The following is a 16,988-nucleotide window of genomic DNA, read 5'->3' on the forward strand; positions in this document are numbered from 1 at the left end:
GACAGCTTTGGTTGCCTCTATACTTTTTAACATGATCAGTCTAGCGTCCCGTTAAAAGAGACTTGTTAACCGTGTTTGTTTAGTTGTTCTCGCGGACCAATCAAGAAGAAAATATATAATAATTTTAGCAGTTTAAAAATGAAATATACATAGAAGACATATAGAATAAGAGCATAACTTTTTCCAATGAAATGAGGTAAAATTATGGGGTTTCTCACAAGATTCAGTCTCAAAAATGCTTTTGCTGTATTTATCATTTCCTTTTTGTTAATACTCGGAGGCCTGTATTCCTTCACTCGCCTGAAGGTCGACTTACTGCCGAATATCGAGGTCCCGCAGCTTTCTGTTGAAGTCATTTATCCGGGAGCATCGCCTCAGGATATCAATGAACAAGTGACAGAAAAACTGGAAACTAAATTCAAAGGAATTGATGGACTCAAGAAAATCCAGAGCTCTTCCTATGAAAGCATCGCAATCATCAATCTTGAATTCCCTTTCGATACTGAATTGGATGATGCTGAACAGCAGGTCAATTCCTTCATCAAGGAGGCAGGACTTCCTGAAAATGTAGAAGCAAATGTCAACCGCTTTTCATTTGGCACATTCCCAATTTTCAATATTTCTCTGTTCGCAAAAGGAGATCAAGACCTCGAAAAGCTTGTGAACGATGAAATTATCCCTGAACTGAATAAAATCCAGGGAATCAACAGTGTCTCAGTTGGCGGTATGACTGAGGAGATCCTCCAGATTACTGTTGATCAGGAAAAGGCTGCCCAGTTTGCGCTTAGCCTGAATGAAATTAAAGAAAGTATCAATGCCAAAAAATTCAGCTTTCCAGCTGGCAACTTGAATGAAAACGAAATCCAAGTGCCGGTAAGGGTCCAGGAAAAAATTGAAGACATCAATGAACTCGAAAACCTGGTGATGCAGTCAAAATTCGCCCCTAATGCACCGCAAGTTAAACTGGGGGATATTGCCTCAATTAAGGTTGCAACCGAGAAACCGGAAATCACCCGCTACAATGAAAAAGAATCTTTATCGATGGCAATTACGAAAAAGCAGGATGCCAATACGGTTGAAGTTGCCGAGAAGGTTCTGGCAGTTATAAACAGCTATGACGACCGGCTTGAATACGCGATTGGTTTCGATTCTGCAGAAGGAATTGAAAAGTCGGTCAATACCTTGGTTAAGGAAGGCTTGCTTGGAGCCCTGTTTGCTTCGATCGCCGTACTGATCTTCCTCAGGAACTTCAGGGCGACAATCATTGCGATTGTGTCGATTCCGCTTTCGTTATTGATTTCGTCGATCTTTTTAAACCAGCTTGATATTTCATTGAACATCATGACACTTGGCGGTATGGCAGTAGCAGTTGGCCGGGTAGTCGATGATAGTATCGTCGTTATTGAGAACATCTTCCGGAGAGTCCGGAAAGCGAATAAAGACATGACAGATGATTTGATTCAGGATTCCACTAAGGAAATTCTGAAGGCGATCACATCCTCAACCATAACCACGGTTGTTGTATTCCTGCCGTTAGGACTTGTCGGGGGAATTACCGGGGAATTCTTTTTGCCATTCGCTTTGACTATTGTTTTTTCCTTGCTAGCATCATTAATCGTAGCCGTCACAATCGTCCCGATCCTGGCAAAATTCTCATTCAAGAAGGTTCCTAAGGAAGAAAAAGAAGGTGCGCTCCAAAAAGCCTATGCATCTTCAATCAAATGGTCATTGAACCATAAGGCACTAGTCATCATCCTCTCGATTGCCCTGCTTGCGGGTTCAGGATTCCTTGTCAAAGGCCTTGGTTTCACGTTCATTCCTAACGAGGAGCAAAAACTGCTGGTGGCTACTTTCCAGCTGCCTTCTTCTACTTCACTTGATAAAACGAATGAAGTATCTTTGAAGGTCGAAAACATGTTCGCAGAACAAACAGAAATTAATGATGTTACCGTTGGAATCGGCAGCCGGGACTTCCAAACCGGCCTCAAACGACAAAACCAGGCGAACTATTTTATCAGTCTGGGAGATGGCGTAAGTGTTTCCGAGTTTATACCTGAGCTAGAAAAAGAAATGGAAAATATCGTTCTATCAATAGAGCCAGATGCCAAAATCGGTATCCAGGAACAATCCACAGGCGGTCCGCCATCTAATAATAATGTCAACATTGACTTGTACTCTACTGATTTGGCTGTCTTGCAGGACGCGGCTGCCAGGGTAGAAGATTACATGATGAAGCAGGAAGACCTAAAATATGTATCCAACAATTTTTCTGAGAAACAAAAGCAAGTGATTGTAGATATCGACCCTGAAAAGTCTGCTCAATTAGGGGTTTCCGGGTTCCAGGTTCTTGGTACCATAACTGATAAAACGAAGCCCGTAGACGCTGGTTTAATGAAACTGGGCGGTGAAGAACGACGTGTTTCCATAACCTATGATGAAAAATCCGAAACAATAGAGGATCTCAAGAATACGGTGATCTTCACACAACAGGGACCAGTCCCGATCACTGAAATAGCCAGTATCACTGAAACGGAGGCATTCACTTCGATCCAAAAATTAGATGGCAAGATATTCGCCCGCGTTTCAGCACAAATTGATTCAAATGATATCAGGGCTGTTTCGAATGCCGTTATAGATGGCGTCCAAAATGACATTGAACTGCCTGATGATGTTTCCCTTGAAGGCGGGGGCGGCAGTGATGAGACCGTTGAAACATTCACACAATTGGGAATTGCGATGATCGTGGCCATCGGACTTGTGTATTTGACCATGCTGATCACATTCGGTCAGGCAAGGATTCCGTTTATTATTCTCTCATCCTTGATTTTCGTCCCAATCGGCTCCTTGCTTGGACTATGGATTGCCGATGAACCTATGTCAGTTAGCGTCATGATTGGATTGCTGATGCTAATAGGCATTGTTACAACCAATGCGATTGTCATGGTGGACCGGATTGGCCAGAACCGGACAGAGAAAGGAATGCCTATCCGCGAGGCGCTTGTTGAAGCAGGAATCACGAGGCTGCGGCCAATCCTGATGACGGCCTTTGCTACGATCGCTGCATTGATTCCATTGGCTCTCACTACTTCATCTGGCACCCTGATCTCAAAAGGGCTGGCAGTAACCGTAATTGGAGGGCTCACCTCCTCCACCCTGTTGACGTTGATCCTGATCCCTGTTATTTATGAGGTTTTTTTCTTCAGACAGGTGAAAAAAGAACGCAGCTTATAATGATGAAGCCCGCATGAAGATGCGGGCTTTTTTAATAAGATTTAAATTTGAAAGATACCCTTCTACAAGTATATCCACTCTCATAAGGGTACCGTTCGGACGAATGATACCCTTGTGCAAGCTTTCCCGCCTCCATAAGGGTACCGTTCGGACGAATGATACTGAATCCATTAATGAAAATTAAAAAATTAAATAAAAAACTGCAGACAAACCGATTCTTATCGTTTGTCTGCAGCCTGAAATTGCCACGATTCTTTTTTTACAGCTTACTGTCGTCAACTGAATCAAGCCAGCTCTCGATTTCACCAATTACTGACTGGACGCATCCTTCTTCAAATGGAGAAATCAGGTTTGCTTCCTTAACTAGGTCAGTGAAAGCCATGCTTCCTCCCAGCTTGCACAGGTTAGCATAGTCTTTCCATGCTTCTGCCTGGTTTTCTCTTGAACGCTTCCAGAATTGGAAAGCACAAATCTGCGCAAGCGTGTAATCGATATAGTAGAAAGGTGAATTATAGATATGGCCTTGTCGCTGCCAGAATCCGCCTGCTTCTAAATAAGTGTTTCCGTCATAGTCTTTATGCGGAAGATACTTCTTCTCGATCTCACGCCATTGCTGCTTTCTTTCTGCAGGTGTAGCTTCAGGATTCTCATAAACCCAGTGCTGGAATTCATCGACAGAAACTCCGTATGGCAGGAATAGCAGCGCACTGCTTAGATGCGAGAATTTATATTTATCAGTATCCTCTTTGAAAAATAGTTCCATCCATGGCCATGTGAAGAATTCCATGCTCATCGAGTGGATTTCACAAGCCTCATAAGTAGGCCAGTTATATTCCGGAATCTCAAAATGACGGCTTGAATATACCTGGAAGGCATGGCCTGCTTCATGTGTCAGGACATCGATATCACCAGAAGTTCCATTAAAATTTGAGAAGATGAATGGTGACTTATAATTTTCAATGTATGTGCAATAGCCTCCGCCTGCTTTCCCTTTCTTCGCGACCAGGTCCATCAGATTGTTTTCATTCATGTAGCGGAAAAATTCACCTGTCTCAGAAGATAGCTCCTCATACATTTGCTGTCCATTTTCAATGATCCACTCAGGACTTCCCTTTGGAGCGGCATTACCGGTTTTGAAATCGAATGGCTCATCATAGTACTTTAATTCCCCGACTCCTATACGATTCTTTTGACGTTCCTTAAGCTTCGAGGCGACCGGAACAATGTATTTATGGACCTGGTCCCTGAATGCCGCTACCATGCTGCTGTCATAGTCAGTACGGAACATGCGGTAGTATGCCAGCTCTACAAAGTTGCTGCAGCCAAGCTTATGGGCCATTTCTGTCCTGACTTTAACAAGATCATCATAAATACGGTCAAACTCTTCTCCATGCCCAGAAAAGAATGCAAATTTTGCTTCACTTGCTTTCTTTCTTGTTTCGCGATCTTTAGATTCGGTGAAAGGATCAAGCTGCGCGAGGGTTCGCTCTTCACCTTCAAACATGATTTTTGCAGAAGCAACAAGCTTTGTATATTCAGTTGAAAGCTTATTTTCCTTTTGCATCAAAGGAACGATCTCCTGTGAAAACTGCTTTAATTGTGCTTCGGCAAGAGCGAAAAGCTGTCGTCCCCATTTGGCTTCAAGTTCATCGCGAAAAGAAGAGGAAACAAGTGCTTCATAATATTTTGTCACCAAACCCTCCACCTGCGGCGCCAGTTCATCCAGGAAATCCTGTTCTTCCTTATAGAATTCATCCTCGGTATCGATTGAATGGCGGATATAGCATAGGTTGAACATGGTGCCAACATCATTCCGCAAATCATTGATCCCATTCATGGCTGTGCTTTGCTCCTCAACAGAACCAGCATTTTTAAATTGTTCAAGCAGTTTATCGAATTTGGCGGTGACTTCATCCAAATTCGGGCGAGTATATGTATATTGCTCGAAATTCACGGTATTGCCCCCTTTATCTTTATAAGGGAAGTATTATCCCCATCCCTTTCCTATTCTACGAATATTCCCTTTATCCCTTTTTATACCTGGCACTTTCCATAAGTTTTTCTGAAAAAAACAATAAAAAAACGGCATATGCCGTTTTTAATATTTGCTTACAGAAAGGCCCAGCTTTTTTAGCAACTCAATCGCTGAGTCTTTTTCATCATCATTCAGGCTGTCCATAAGTTCGTGGATCAACGCGCTGTGTTCAGGAAAGATTTCTTCTATTAGTTTTCTTCCATCATCGGAAATTTTCGCATAGGTGACTCTTCGATCTTTTGGACAGGCTACCCGATTTAAATAGCCTTTTTCTTCAAGCTTATCGACTACATAGGTAATACTGCCGCTTGCCAGCAGGATCTTTCCCCCTATTTGCTGCAACGGCTGTTCGCCTTTGTGGTATAAAAGCTCTAAAACAGCAAATTCTGTCGGGTTCAGTCCATTTCTTTGGATGACCTTGTTCACCTTCTCATTGACAGCCCTGTACGCTCTGGACAATACAATGAATAACTTCAAAGATTTTTCTGTCTCATTGTTCATACAATTTCATTCCTTTACCTTAAACGACTAATCCATAACTAGAGTATATCTGAATTTGTTGTTTTTATCAGTATTTCCCTTAATTTTATCTGAAAAACTAAATAAAGTCCTTCCAGAGGAACCATTCCTCTAAAGCAAAGGCTGTTTTCATAAGGCTGTTTTCGTAAAGATTGTTGTTAAAATCCTAAAGCCGATTTTAACGTGATCAAAAGCCATTTTGTAGTACGAATTAAGTGTGCAAGCTCTTTTCTCATCATTAGCTTTAATTTTTTGAAGAAACATAGGTCATTCAATCTTATTTTGTAGTCAATAGCAACAAAGTTTGAGAAAGAGCCAAAGCAAAAGAGAATATCCTCAGCTATAAGTTTAAAACCCTCACAAATGAGGGAAAAATACGGGCATCACCAAACAACTAAGAATTAGGAGTGGCTAGAGTGAAAAAAGGATTAGGAATTGTCATTGGTTTATTAGTCTTACTAGGAATTTTCATCATGATGGGAGTTGGCAGCTATAATAACTTCGTTGCCGAGGAAGAGAATGTCAATCAGGCATATGCCCAGGTAGAGAACCAGCTTCAGCGTAGACTTGACCTCATCCCAAACCTTGTCAATTCGGTCAAGGGATATGCAGCTCATGAAAAAGAAGTAATCCAATCCATATCAGATGCTCGCGCAACATTAGCAGGGGCGAATACGCCGGAAGAACAGGCAACTGCTAATGCCGAATTGTCCGGTGCCTTAAGCCGCTTGCTTGTCGTTGTTGAAAACTACCCAAACCTGAAAGCGGATAGGCAGTTCACCCAGTTGATGGATGAGCTTGCCGGTACGGAAAATAGACTGGCTGTGGCAAGAAAGGATTACAATGATCAGGTATCCGTTTATAACAGGAAAGTAAAGCAATTCCCAGGTGCACTCATCGCTAACATAACAGGTTTCGACGAAAAGGAATACTTCAAGGCGGACCCTCGGGCACAGGAAGCCCCCGAGGTTGACTTTGGAGGCTGAAGATGAGCATAAGTAGGTTCCCTGGCCTGGCGGCAATACTTGGCTTCCTCCTATTGCTGCTTCCCACCGGGGCAATCGCCGCACAAAATGAGATACCTGCACCAGTTGGGGATATATATGTCCAGGACTTCGCCAATGTTTTAAGCGAAAACGAGAAAATACAGTTAAAAAATATTGGAAGGTCGATTGACGATCAGACTACTTCTCAGATTGCTGTCCTTACTGTAGACTCAATCGGCGAGTCAAGCATTGAGGAATACTCTGTCGAAGCTTACCGAAAATTCGGGCTTGGAACGAAGGAAAATGATAACGGCGTTCTGCTAGTGATAGCCATGCAGGAAAAGAAAATCAGGATTGAAGTCGGATATGGACTTGAAGGAATCGTCCCTGATGGCAAAGCTGGACGCATCCTTGATGAATATGCCATTCCACATTTACAAAATGGCCAGCCTAACCTTGCTGTCATGAATACGTATCAGGCGCTTGCCAACGAGGTATCAGGTACAAATGAATTCGGCAGTGGACCCCGTGATGTTCAGCAGCAAGACCTGCCAATACCATCATGGCTGCTCGTCATCATCGTAATTGGCGTCATTGTCCTCGATTTTATGTTCTTCGGCGGGACCCTAACCTACCTGCTGCTTTCGATTATATCGAGAGGCGGCGGTGGCGGCGGACCTCGAGGAGGCGGCGGCGGTTCATCCGGAGGCGGCGGTGCCAGCCGTGGTTGGTAAATTGACAAAATACCAGAGCGCGATTGCTCTGGTGTTTTTTGTCTATACTAAGATACTCTAGTTAACCAATATTCACAATCGGCTGCTTGCTCCTAATCCTAACTGCGATTTCATCCATCATACCCTTCAATTTTTCGTCCCTATCCTCTGGGGCGATTTTTTTATGGAGAACTGCGTACAGTACAATATCACGAAGCATCAGGAACAATGGGACTTGTTTCTTCCAGCCGTCTGGCAGCAGGTTCGCTTTTTGATACCCTTCGATAAAAGCATTCAGAAATACTTTCCCAAAACGGTTTCGCTCTTCTTCCTCGCTGGCAGGGATCCGGTAAAGGATAGAATAGTACAGAGGGATTGCGATATCTGAGGCGAACCAGTGGTAACTCGCATCATCAAAATCAAAAACATGAATTTGTTCTCCATCATAAAAAAAATTCCCTGAGTGGATGTCAGTATGGATGATACCGTAATTATTCATATTTATCGGAAGCACGGAAATTGCGGCAATCACTTCTTTGGCGTTTTCTACTAATACCCTCTCGTCAGAAGGGTAATATTTTTCAACTGATAAAAGTTCGTCCTCATCCCAGCTGCTGCGTGCTTTTATGTCTTCAGATGGCTTATAAGATTTTGTGGCTTGATGCATCCTTCCTGTCGTTTCTCCCCATTTTTCGAACAACTCTTCATTGAATTTTTCTGACCGCACACTGACTGCAGCACCTGGCGCTTTAGCAAATAAACAACCATAAAATTCGCTTCTATCTTCTGCCAGAATTTCTTCTGCCAAAAGTCCGTTTTTGGAGGGGAAAACTTCCGGAACAGACAGACCTTGGTTGTTTAGATGTCTTATCCAGTCCAATTCGGATAAAACCTCATCCTTGCTCCGGTGGGAACTGTGTGTGAGCCGCATGATATATGGATGACCATTTCTATATGTTTCAAAAACATAATTCTCAAAATCACCAAGTTTTTTCACTTCCCTCTCCAAGCCAAACCGATCCAGAAAATCATTTAAAATCTCCTGGTTCATCAATGAACTCACGGCTTTTTCCATTCAAATTTCCCCCTCGGTAATAATCTGTATTTTCTAAATTATATTAGAACATATTTTTCAGCAGAAAAGCTATTTTTATCTCGTGACTTTTTTTGTAAAATGATATGTAGGAAACCGAAATATTTTTTTTCAGAAGGAGACACTCATGAGCCAATCAGCTGCCGCCGTCAGAGCAAAACCGCAGAACCAAAATGATACAGCGTATAAAATACTCTTCATCATTGGATTAGTACATTTACTGAATGATTCTATTCAATCCGTCATTCCCGCGATGTTCCCGATCCTTGAAAAATCGATGGGTCTTTCATTTACCCAATTAGGGATGATCGCTTTTTCTTTGAATATTGTCTCTTCCATCCTCCAGCCTTTGATTGGAATGGCAACAGACAAAAAGCCAGTGCCTTATGCCCTGCCGCTGGGTTTGACCTCGACAATGTTTGGGGTTCTTGGCCTTGCATTTGCTTCGAGTTTTGAGTTTGTTATTCTTTCCGTTTTATTCATTGGACTTGGGTCAGCTGTTTTCCATCCTGAAGGTTCCCGTGTAGCCTATATGGCAGCCGGTCCGCGCAGGGGATTGGCACAGTCCATATACCAGGTCGGCGGCAATTCCGGGCAGGCACTTGCCCCGCTGATTACAGCACTTATCCTCGTACCGCTCGGTCAATTCGGAGCAGTTTGGTTTACATTAGTAGCGGCCATAGCCGTTGGTCTGCTCTTATATATCGCAGCCTGGTACAGCCGTAGATTGGATTATGAAAAATTGGCCGCCAAAGCCAGGAAAGCAAGCGTACAAGTCGGCAAGGGAATCTCAAAAAATATTAAAATGGCGCTCGTTCTGATTCTATTTCTGATTTTTGCCCGGTCCTGGTATATTTCGGGCATGACGAATTTTTACGCGTTTTATGCAATCGATAAATATGGCCTTTCGATTACGGAGGCACAAATATTCCTGTTTGCTTTCCTTGTTGCCGGTGCGTTCGGTACTTTTTTCGGAGGCCCGCTGGCAGACCGTTTTGGAAAGAAAAACATCATATTTCTTTCTATGATTGCAACTGCCCCATTGTCCGCAATTATCCCATTTATGCCATATACAATTGCGTTTGTTCTGCTGACGGTAAGCGGTTTTATTCTGATGTCGAGCTTTTCAGTTACTGTTGTATATGCCCAGGAGCTCGTTCCGGGTAAAATCGGTACGATGGCTGGCCTTACAGTAGGTCTCGCATTCGGTATGGGTGCCATTGGTTCTGTCGGACTAGGATACCTTGCCGACTTGATTGGATTGTCCTTGATGATCATCTGTGTCGGATTCCTTCCCTTGCTTGGAATTCTGACCATGTTCCTTCCAACAGATGAAAAGCTGGCTGAATGGAACAACTAAGCATCAGAAGTGAAAATTAAAATATTCCATTTACATTTTTATGTTTAGACATACTTCTGTTAAGGAAAAAAAGAAAGTGAGGATAAAAAGAAGGGAGATCGACATGTCTAAATTTAAGATTAACTATTTTTTTGAAAAAGATTTTAAAGTTTCACGTCCAATCGAGGTAGAAAACATTTCAGAAGCCATCCAGGATGCGAAAGATCAAGAGGGGCTGATCGAGTTCACTGGAGAAGATAATGTTTTTTATAAATTCGATACAAAAGACATTAAGCTTGTTACGATTACAGAAGCTTAATTATATACAGAAAGGGTGAAGCTTTGAGGGCTTCACCCTTTTTTAGGCTGTATTTCACCGGAATTGTCTGCTTACCGAGCGGACAGAGACGTTGCATGCTATTAAATCAATTTAATACGCTCTGCCAGCTCCTGCTTTTCTTCATCGCTGAACATATTCTCCGCCATTGGGAACAGAATGCTTTCTTCTTTAGCAAAATGGCTCACTAAAGTGTAGTTTGCATTTTTTATCAACTGGGCGTTTTCAATCATTTTCTCATTTGTAAAACCTGTCGTGCCATCCTTTGTGTTATGGAGGAAGGTTCCAATGAATCGTTTTGCCTGATCATGTTCATATTCCATAACCGCAATGGGTCCCATTTCTCTTCCAATATAAGCTGCCATCATCTCAAACAGCACGCCTTCCTCTCGATCCGAATGCGGCTCCAGCTCAGCAAGGAACTCAATGACCCTTTCTCTCAGCCTTGAGAAATTCTCCGCCATTTGCTCCCCTTCTTCAATTTTCAGTGAAATATCCAAGAGATTCGCAAGCTTCTCCAATAATGGCGGATGTTCATTTTTCAATTGCTGAAGACCTGCACTTAATGTAAAACTTGAATCTTGGTTTATACCGCTTATACAACCTGTCATATCAATCGGCCTCCTATATCTTTTATAATTTGATTATAGAAAGCAATCGGATTCCCGGTTGTGATAGGCATCACAATTTTGATTTATTTAAGAAAATGTGAAGAAAAAATGACACTTTGTTAAAATTTCGAAAAATTTTAACAATTCTCCTTCAAATATTATCAACCCTTACATATAATAAAGTTATAGCTTAATGGAAAAGGAGTGATTTTACCTTGCAGAATAATTTTTACCGGGATTTTTATCAAAAGTCACTTGTGCCAGCAGGGCTTAGCGACAGGAAGGCTTTCCTCGACATCCATCCTGACATGCTGCATACCCATTTACTGATTGGGCTTCAAGGGCACCAGAAAGATGGCAGTGAATTCTACAATTGGAATGTGGCTATATACAAATCAGATTCCTCTGGAATTTATGATGCAGGCAAACCAGTTTATGCGTCAACTCTGTATGACCGTTTTGATGATGCTGTGGAGGCATCGCGAAATATAGAAAAAGAGATCCTCCGTGATCAGCTTCACGCATTGCGCCAGCAAGAAAAAATCAGTTAAACCCCCTCATTTATCCCTCTCTTGAGAGCTTCACCTTTTTTTGAACCCATTTGTGAATTAACTTACATATGATGAATATAGAACAATTGTTGATGGTTAGCTTGTTGAGTAATTTCTCTTTTATCCGCATCAGTTTGTTTATATTCCTTTTCCTTCTCCCAGTCCGCTTCATTCATTTACCCTTCCATTCTCACTCATTATTAGGCATACTAAAACAACAAAAAGACCGGCGATAATCTATCCGCCTGTCTCTTTCTGTTGTGTAGGAAATTTTAAAAGCATTTTTCTGTGGATAACTGCATCTGGGTGTCTTAATCCAGCTCCAGCGCCTAGCCAGCTTTCATCCATGAATATGCTTCTCGAGTATCTTGCGAGAAGCGTTAGCGTTTTAGGGGGACGTGGCGTTATAGGCGGGCAGCGCTTGTCGGGGTTGAACCTGGCGCTTGCGCTTTTTTTTCTTAATCATCAGGCAAGCCTGAATACGATTCCGTGTCCGCCTTTTGGATATTCCCATTTGATATTCTGGTAAGGGCACCCGATCCGGCAGCTGCCGCATTCATGACAGCCCTCATATCCTACCTGCATCCTTTTCCCTTCCCACTTGTACACTTCAGCCGGGCAGAATACGGTACAAAGTTTGTCAGGGCACTGCGTCATGCAGACGTCATGGTCCAAAACTGTCAGATGTGATTTTGTGTCACACTTAAACCTTAAAAGAAATTGTTTTTCCTCGATGTTTGTCGTTGACATTATTTCACCGCCTTCCAGGCACGATAGATGTCTTGCATGACCTTAAAGGTTCCTTTTTCAGCCGTAACGCTTCGCATGATTTCCTTTTGTTTCTCTCTCTTAGGTGTTCCATCTACTGTGAAGAATTTGCTCATTGCTTTGTTCATCATTGGCAGATATTCCTTGAAATACTGCGGGTATGTCTCAAAGGTATGTGCTGCATCCTTATATTTTTCAAGGTCTTTAATGATGAAGCTTCCGAACAAGGCTTCCTTATAGCGATTCAGGCTGCTCTCACTGAAGTCGCCGTCTTTTTTGGCTTCAACGATGGCTTCTGCAGCCATTTGGCCTGAAGCCATCGCCATGTTCGAGCCCTCACGGTGAATGGCATTAACCAGCTGGGCAGCATCCCCGACTACAAGCACACCGTTTCCGGCAACCCTTGGCACGGAATTGAATCCTCCTTCAGGGATTAAGTGGGCCAGGTACTCTGCTGACTCCCCTCCCTCTAGATAAGGACGAACCATTGGATGTTTTTTCAGATAATCAAGCAGCTCATATGGCTTCAATTTGGCTTTGATCATGCTTGACAGTGTAGTTCCTACCCCGATGTTCAAGCTTTCCTTGTTTGTATAAAGGAAGGCGGTGCCAAGATTGCCTTGTGTTGAATCACCGAAAATCTCAATCGTAGTTCCGTGATTTCCTTCAAGATTGAAGCGATCATTGATTTTATCTTTCGGCAGATTGATGACCTCCATAACCGTCAGGGCAACTTCATCAGGGCGGAATTCCCTGTGGAAGCCAAGTTGCTTGGAAAGCAGGGAGTTTACGCCGTCTGCAAGCACGACAACATCCGCAAATGCCTCTCCATCAGGGCGATCGGTACGAACCCCTATAACCTTGCCATTTTCTACGATGCATTCAGTAACAACTGTTTCATTAATCAACAATGCACCCTGTTCGACAGCTTTCTGTGCGAACCATTGGTCAAACTGTGCACGCAGTACTGTAAAGTTATTATATGGTTCAGCCGCCCATTCGAGACCTTTGTAGCCAAACTGGACAACCGATTCTTTATCCATCATCCAAAATCGCTGCTCAACAACCGGCCTTTCGAGAGGAGCTTCTTTCCAGAACTCCGGAATGATATCCTCCATTTGTTTACGGTAGAGAACACCGCCCATGACGTTCTTTGATCCTGGGTATTCACCGCGCTCTATCAACAATACTTTCAGTCCGGTTTTGGCACAGTTGTAGGCACATGACGTTCCAGCAGGGCCGGCTCCTACGACGATTACATCAAATTTTTCAGACATAGCTCATTTCCCCGCCCTTCTCTTTGCTGAGCTCTTTGAACTGCTTGATCAGTTTCGGTACAATTTCCATAGCATCCCCGACAATGCCATATGTGGCCACATCGAATATAGGAGCGTTCGGATCCTTATTGATGGCAATGATCAGCTCAGAGTTTTTCATTCCCTCGACATGCTGGATTGCCCCTGAAATACCGATTGCAAAATAGATTTTCGGAGTCACGGTCTCGCCAGTCTGGCCAATTTGCTGCTCATGCTTCAGCCATCCTGCCTCAACGACATCTCTTGTACCTCCCACACTTGCACCAATCACTTCCGCTAACTCATGAATTAGCTGGAAACCCTGGATATCGCCTAAACCTTTTCCGCCAGCCACGATAACATGGGCTTCGGCAAGGCTTGCTTTTTTTGTTACATCCTTCACAATTTTAAGCACTTTTGTGCGCATATCCTCTTCGCGAAGTTCTAACACTTCTTCGATGATGACTCCCTTCCTGTCTTCATCCAGTTCGAGGGCTTTCATCACCTTAGGGCGTACTGTAGCCATTTGCGGCCTGTGTTTTTTACAAAGGATCGTGGCCATTATATTTCCGCCGAATGCAGGGCGGCTTGCTTCTAGCAGCCTTTTTTCAACATCGACATCGAGCATCGTTGTATCAGCTGTCAAACCGGTACTTAAATCCGTTGCAACTGCACTCGCCAGGTCTTTTCCATTTGGTGTTGCTCCATATAGGAAGATTTCCGGCTTATATTTTTCAGCCAGTATACAGACACCCTTCATATATGACTCAGTCCGATAATCTTTAAGAACCGGATGGTCCACGACATACACTTGATCTGCACCAGCATAAATCACTTCATTTGCTAAAGGCATGACTCCTTCCCCTAGCATGACTCCGGCAAGCGGAACTTCCAGCTTGTCTGCAAGCTTCCTTCCCGCACCCAGCAATTCCAGTGAAACTCCTTCGATTTTCCCATCATTTACTTCAATGAATACCCAGACTCCCTGGTTTTCTTCCATCCTGCTATTCCCCCTTTAAAATCGAATCAAGAGTTGGCTGTTTTTAATTTCAATAAATCTTTTCTTTCCATTAAAACGCCCATAAGCTGCTCAACTTGAGAATCAGGATTGCCTTCAATCCTTTTTCCGCCTTCAAGTTTTGGCGGACTGAACATCTTGCCGACAATCGTTGGAGATCCTTTTAAACCCAATTGGGTCTTGTCAACATCCTCAAGATCATTCACTGACCAGATGACCGGTTCATATCGAGCTGCATTGATCATATTTGGCAGCGGTGCATACTCTATGTCATTAATCTCTTTTTCAACAGTCAGCAGGCAAGGAAGCTGCGATTCAAGTACCTCGTAGCCATCGATTTGCTTACGCTTGATGTGAACATATTTTTTTTCCTTATTAACCTCGGAAACTTCAATAACATTCGTGATTGGCGGTATATCAAGCCTGCGTGCAATCCCTGGTCCTACTTGTCCTGTATCACCATCAATCGCATGCTTTCCACAGATGACCAAGTCTATCGGATTATCCTTCGAAATTTTTTCAAGCGCTTTAGAGAGTGCATAGCTTGTAGCAAGGGTATCTGCTCCAGCAAATGCTCTGTCTGAGATCAGGTATCCACGGTCTGCGCCAATTTCAACACTTTTTTTAATAACAGCGACAGCCTGTGGCGGTCCCATTGAAAGAACCGAAATTGTTCCTCCCGTTTTATTCCTGATTTTGACTGCTTCCTGTACAGCGTGAGCATCATATGGATTCAAAATGGCTGGTGCGCTTCGCCTGTCCAGAGTATTGGTCTTAGGATTGATTTTGATGATTTTTGTATCGGGCACTTGCTTGACACATACGACAATGTGCATACTCTCTATTCCCCTCCTCAAAATGTAAAACTATTAATTTGTAAGCGGTTACTTTTAGCTGTTTTCGTTTTAAAATCGTTTTCTTTAAAATGAGGGAAATTTAATAAGGAAGGAATTTTTGATACCAAGAAAAATCCTCCTGTTCAGCTGGCTATAGACCCTGCAGAAAACGAGTATGATGAAAACAGCTGTAATAAAGGCTTATGTGCATTATTTTATGACGAAACATGTTAGTCACTTTTCACACAGCCTTATATAAATAAAATGCTATGTAGTACGATATATGAATCGTATTACATGCATAGTACCAACAATTAAAAAAGTAGATAACATAGGTAATATTCTTTGGTGAAAAATGAGGTAAAACAATTAAAAACATAATCGAGTCAACTGTAAAATGAATGAAAGTTAATGATGAGGTGCGTTAGCAGATTGATGATAAGAAGCTATCTATGTTAAAAATATATAAAATAAGCCTATAAAAATATGATAAAAATCACACAAATATATATTATCGTGAAAATTTGAGCAAATTGTTAAATTTTTTCACAAACGCCTACAAGAATTGCCAGATGAATTGTCCTCGAGTAATCCATTTATCATCTGTATTTTTATCATGATTTTCTTATAAAAATATTTTAGCCACCGCCGGTTTATTGGCAGTGGCTAATTTTCCCCATATGTCTGAATGTTATCATGCATGTGATAAAATATATTGTTTCTTTGTAAGCAGGATCATCTGTCTGAAAAGGATTCTTGTTTTTTTCCGCTGCAGCTCCGTCTCCCTGCACAATGATTGATATTCGTAAATCAGAGTGTCAAGTTCCTGGCTGCGACGTACTGTTTCAGCACTTGTATATCCAGTTTCCAGTGCAGAAGCCACCATCAATTCCCTAACGCGATCAATTTCCTTCAACAAAGCATTTTGCGATTGATACACTTCTATATCTCCTCTACTACTTTAATTGCTTAATAAAATAAATAGATTACTTGAAGAATTATGGCAAATGCTAGGATCAATGTAAATAGATTCGCAAAATAAGACAATATTCACGGCCAAAAAAATTTACTTCGACAAAGTTTGCAGTTCGTTATGATTACTGGCTGACTTTTTCCTCTTCGTAAATTGGCACCCAGCCTTCAGTTGTCACGAAAATTCTTACCGCAACTACCTGGCGATCATCCTGAAGAGTGAAATAATGACGTGTATTTTCAGGGACTGAAATCAAGTCTCCAGGATTCAGGAACACTTCAAAAAATTCTCCGTCATTACCCTGGATGACAAACACTCCATGACCGCTTACGATGAATCTTACTTCATCATCTGTATGATGATGTTCCTGCTTAAAATTCGCAAGCAGCTGGTCAAGATTCGGTGTATTGTCTGACAGTGAAATGACATCCTGTGCCTTGTAGCCTCTGCGTTCTGAAATGTCTTCAATCTCAGCTTGGAATGCGCCGAGGATTTGCTGTTTTTCCTCGGCGGTCAACAGGAACTTCTCCTGAAGGTTTGATGGCAGCTTATTGATATCCCACTTTTCATAGATAACTTCCTGTGCGTTCAGAAATGCTTCTACCTGCTGCTCATCAACGATTCTTTCCTTTGTACTTTGTTTTACAATATATGCCATGTGAATCTCTCCCTTTTATAATGTC

16 protein-coding genes are annotated in these 16,988 nt (G+C 42.4%); 6 read left to right on the forward strand and 10 right to left on the reverse strand.

Going from position 1 to position 16,988, the window contains the following annotated elements:
- Positions 1–204 precede the first annotated feature (204 nt).
- Positions 205–3,231 (forward strand): efflux RND transporter permease subunit, encoded by a 3,027-nt coding sequence (locus J7E37_RS05320; RefSeq protein WP_215022819.1) that lies wholly within the window; start codon positions 205–207, stop codon positions 3,229–3,231.
- Positions 3,232–3,490: 259 nt separating this feature from the next.
- Here the strand turns inward: J7E37_RS05320 and J7E37_RS05325 are convergent, their stop codons facing one another.
- Positions 3,491–5,185: a M3 family oligoendopeptidase gene (locus tag J7E37_RS05325; RefSeq protein WP_215022821.1), complete on the reverse strand. Its 1,695-nt coding sequence runs from the start codon at positions 5,183–5,185 to the stop codon at positions 3,491–3,493.
- A gap of 144 nt (positions 5,186–5,329) precedes the next feature.
- Positions 5,330–5,767 (reverse strand): MarR family winged helix-turn-helix transcriptional regulator, encoded by a 438-nt coding sequence (locus J7E37_RS05330; RefSeq protein WP_214777538.1) that lies wholly within the window; start codon positions 5,765–5,767, stop codon positions 5,330–5,332.
- Between the two features lie 434 nt (positions 5,768–6,201).
- Between J7E37_RS05330 and J7E37_RS05335 the strand changes: the two genes are divergently transcribed.
- On the forward strand, positions 6,202–6,771 hold the full coding sequence (locus J7E37_RS05335; protein WP_214777540.1) for a LemA family protein: 570 nt from the start codon (positions 6,202–6,204) through the stop codon (positions 6,769–6,771).
- Between the two features lie 2 nt (positions 6,772–6,773).
- Entirely contained in the window at positions 6,774–7,505 is a 732-nt protein-coding gene (locus tag J7E37_RS05340; protein ID WP_214777542.1) for a TPM domain-containing protein, read from the forward strand.
- Positions 7,506–7,566: 61 nt separating this feature from the next.
- On the opposite strand, the gene J7E37_RS05345 is transcribed toward J7E37_RS05340, so the two are convergent.
- Positions 7,567–8,559 carry a phosphotransferase enzyme family protein gene (locus tag J7E37_RS05345; protein WP_214777544.1) on the reverse strand — a complete coding sequence of 331 codons (993 nt, stop codon included), beginning with the start codon at positions 8,557–8,559 and terminating at the stop codon, positions 7,567–7,569.
- A gap of 145 nt (positions 8,560–8,704) precedes the next feature.
- On the opposite strand from J7E37_RS05345, the gene J7E37_RS05350 reads away from it, so the two are divergent.
- Positions 8,705–9,937 carry an MFS transporter gene (locus J7E37_RS05350; RefSeq protein WP_214777546.1) on the forward strand — a complete coding sequence of 411 codons (1,233 nt, stop codon included), beginning with the start codon at positions 8,705–8,707 and terminating at the stop codon, positions 9,935–9,937.
- Positions 9,938–10,040: 103 nt separating this feature from the next.
- Complete coding sequence (locus tag J7E37_RS05355; protein ID WP_214777548.1) at positions 10,041–10,235, forward strand: hypothetical protein; 195 nt, start codon at positions 10,041–10,043, stop codon at positions 10,233–10,235.
- Between the two features lie 101 nt (positions 10,236–10,336).
- Here the strand turns inward: J7E37_RS05355 and J7E37_RS05360 are convergent, their stop codons facing one another.
- Complete coding sequence (locus tag J7E37_RS05360) at positions 10,337–10,864, reverse strand: hemerythrin domain-containing protein (RefSeq protein WP_214777550.1); 528 nt, start codon at positions 10,862–10,864, stop codon at positions 10,337–10,339.
- A gap of 215 nt (positions 10,865–11,079) precedes the next feature.
- Between J7E37_RS05360 and J7E37_RS05365 the strand changes: the two genes are divergently transcribed.
- The gene (locus tag J7E37_RS05365) at positions 11,080–11,415 is read left to right on the forward strand and encodes a hypothetical protein (RefSeq protein ID WP_214777551.1); all 336 of its coding nucleotides are present in this window, start codon (positions 11,080–11,082) and stop codon (positions 11,413–11,415) included.
- Between the two features lie 465 nt (positions 11,416–11,880).
- Here J7E37_RS05365 and J7E37_RS05370 read toward each other — a convergent pair whose 3' ends face one another.
- From J7E37_RS05370 to J7E37_RS05395, 6 genes are all read right to left on the reverse strand, one after another.
- Complete coding sequence (locus tag J7E37_RS05370; protein ID WP_023615122.1) at positions 11,881–12,165, reverse strand: ferredoxin family protein; 285 nt, start codon at positions 12,163–12,165, stop codon at positions 11,881–11,883.
- Complete coding sequence (locus J7E37_RS05375) at positions 12,165–13,460, reverse strand: FAD-dependent oxidoreductase (protein ID WP_215022824.1); 1,296 nt, start codon at positions 13,458–13,460, stop codon at positions 12,165–12,167. Before J7E37_RS05375 ends, J7E37_RS05370 begins: the two co-directional genes overlap by 1 nt.
- Entirely contained in the window at positions 13,453–14,478 is a 1,026-nt protein-coding gene (locus J7E37_RS05380; protein ID WP_215022826.1) for an electron transfer flavoprotein subunit alpha/FixB family protein, read from the reverse strand. Before J7E37_RS05380 ends, J7E37_RS05375 begins: the two co-directional genes overlap by 8 nt.
- 26 nt (positions 14,479–14,504) lie before the next feature.
- On the reverse strand, positions 14,505–15,332 hold the full coding sequence (locus J7E37_RS05385; RefSeq protein WP_214777557.1) for an electron transfer flavoprotein subunit beta/FixA family protein: 828 nt from the start codon (positions 15,330–15,332) through the stop codon (positions 14,505–14,507).
- 694 nt (positions 15,333–16,026) lie between these two features.
- A complete protein-coding gene (locus tag J7E37_RS05390) occupies positions 16,027–16,272 on the reverse strand; it encodes an aspartyl-phosphate phosphatase Spo0E family protein (RefSeq protein ID WP_353049982.1) in 246 nt (81 codons plus the stop codon).
- Positions 16,273–16,429: 157 nt separating this feature from the next.
- Positions 16,430–16,963, reverse strand: coding sequence for a 1,2-dihydroxy-3-keto-5-methylthiopentene dioxygenase (locus J7E37_RS05395; protein WP_215022828.1), 534 nt, complete (start codon positions 16,961–16,963; stop codon positions 16,430–16,432).
- Positions 16,964–16,988: the final 25 nt, after the last annotated feature.

Source organism: Bacillus sp. ISL-39 (genome assembly GCF_018613295.1).
Lineage (GTDB): Bacteria > Bacillota > Bacilli > Bacillales > Cytobacillaceae > Mesobacillus.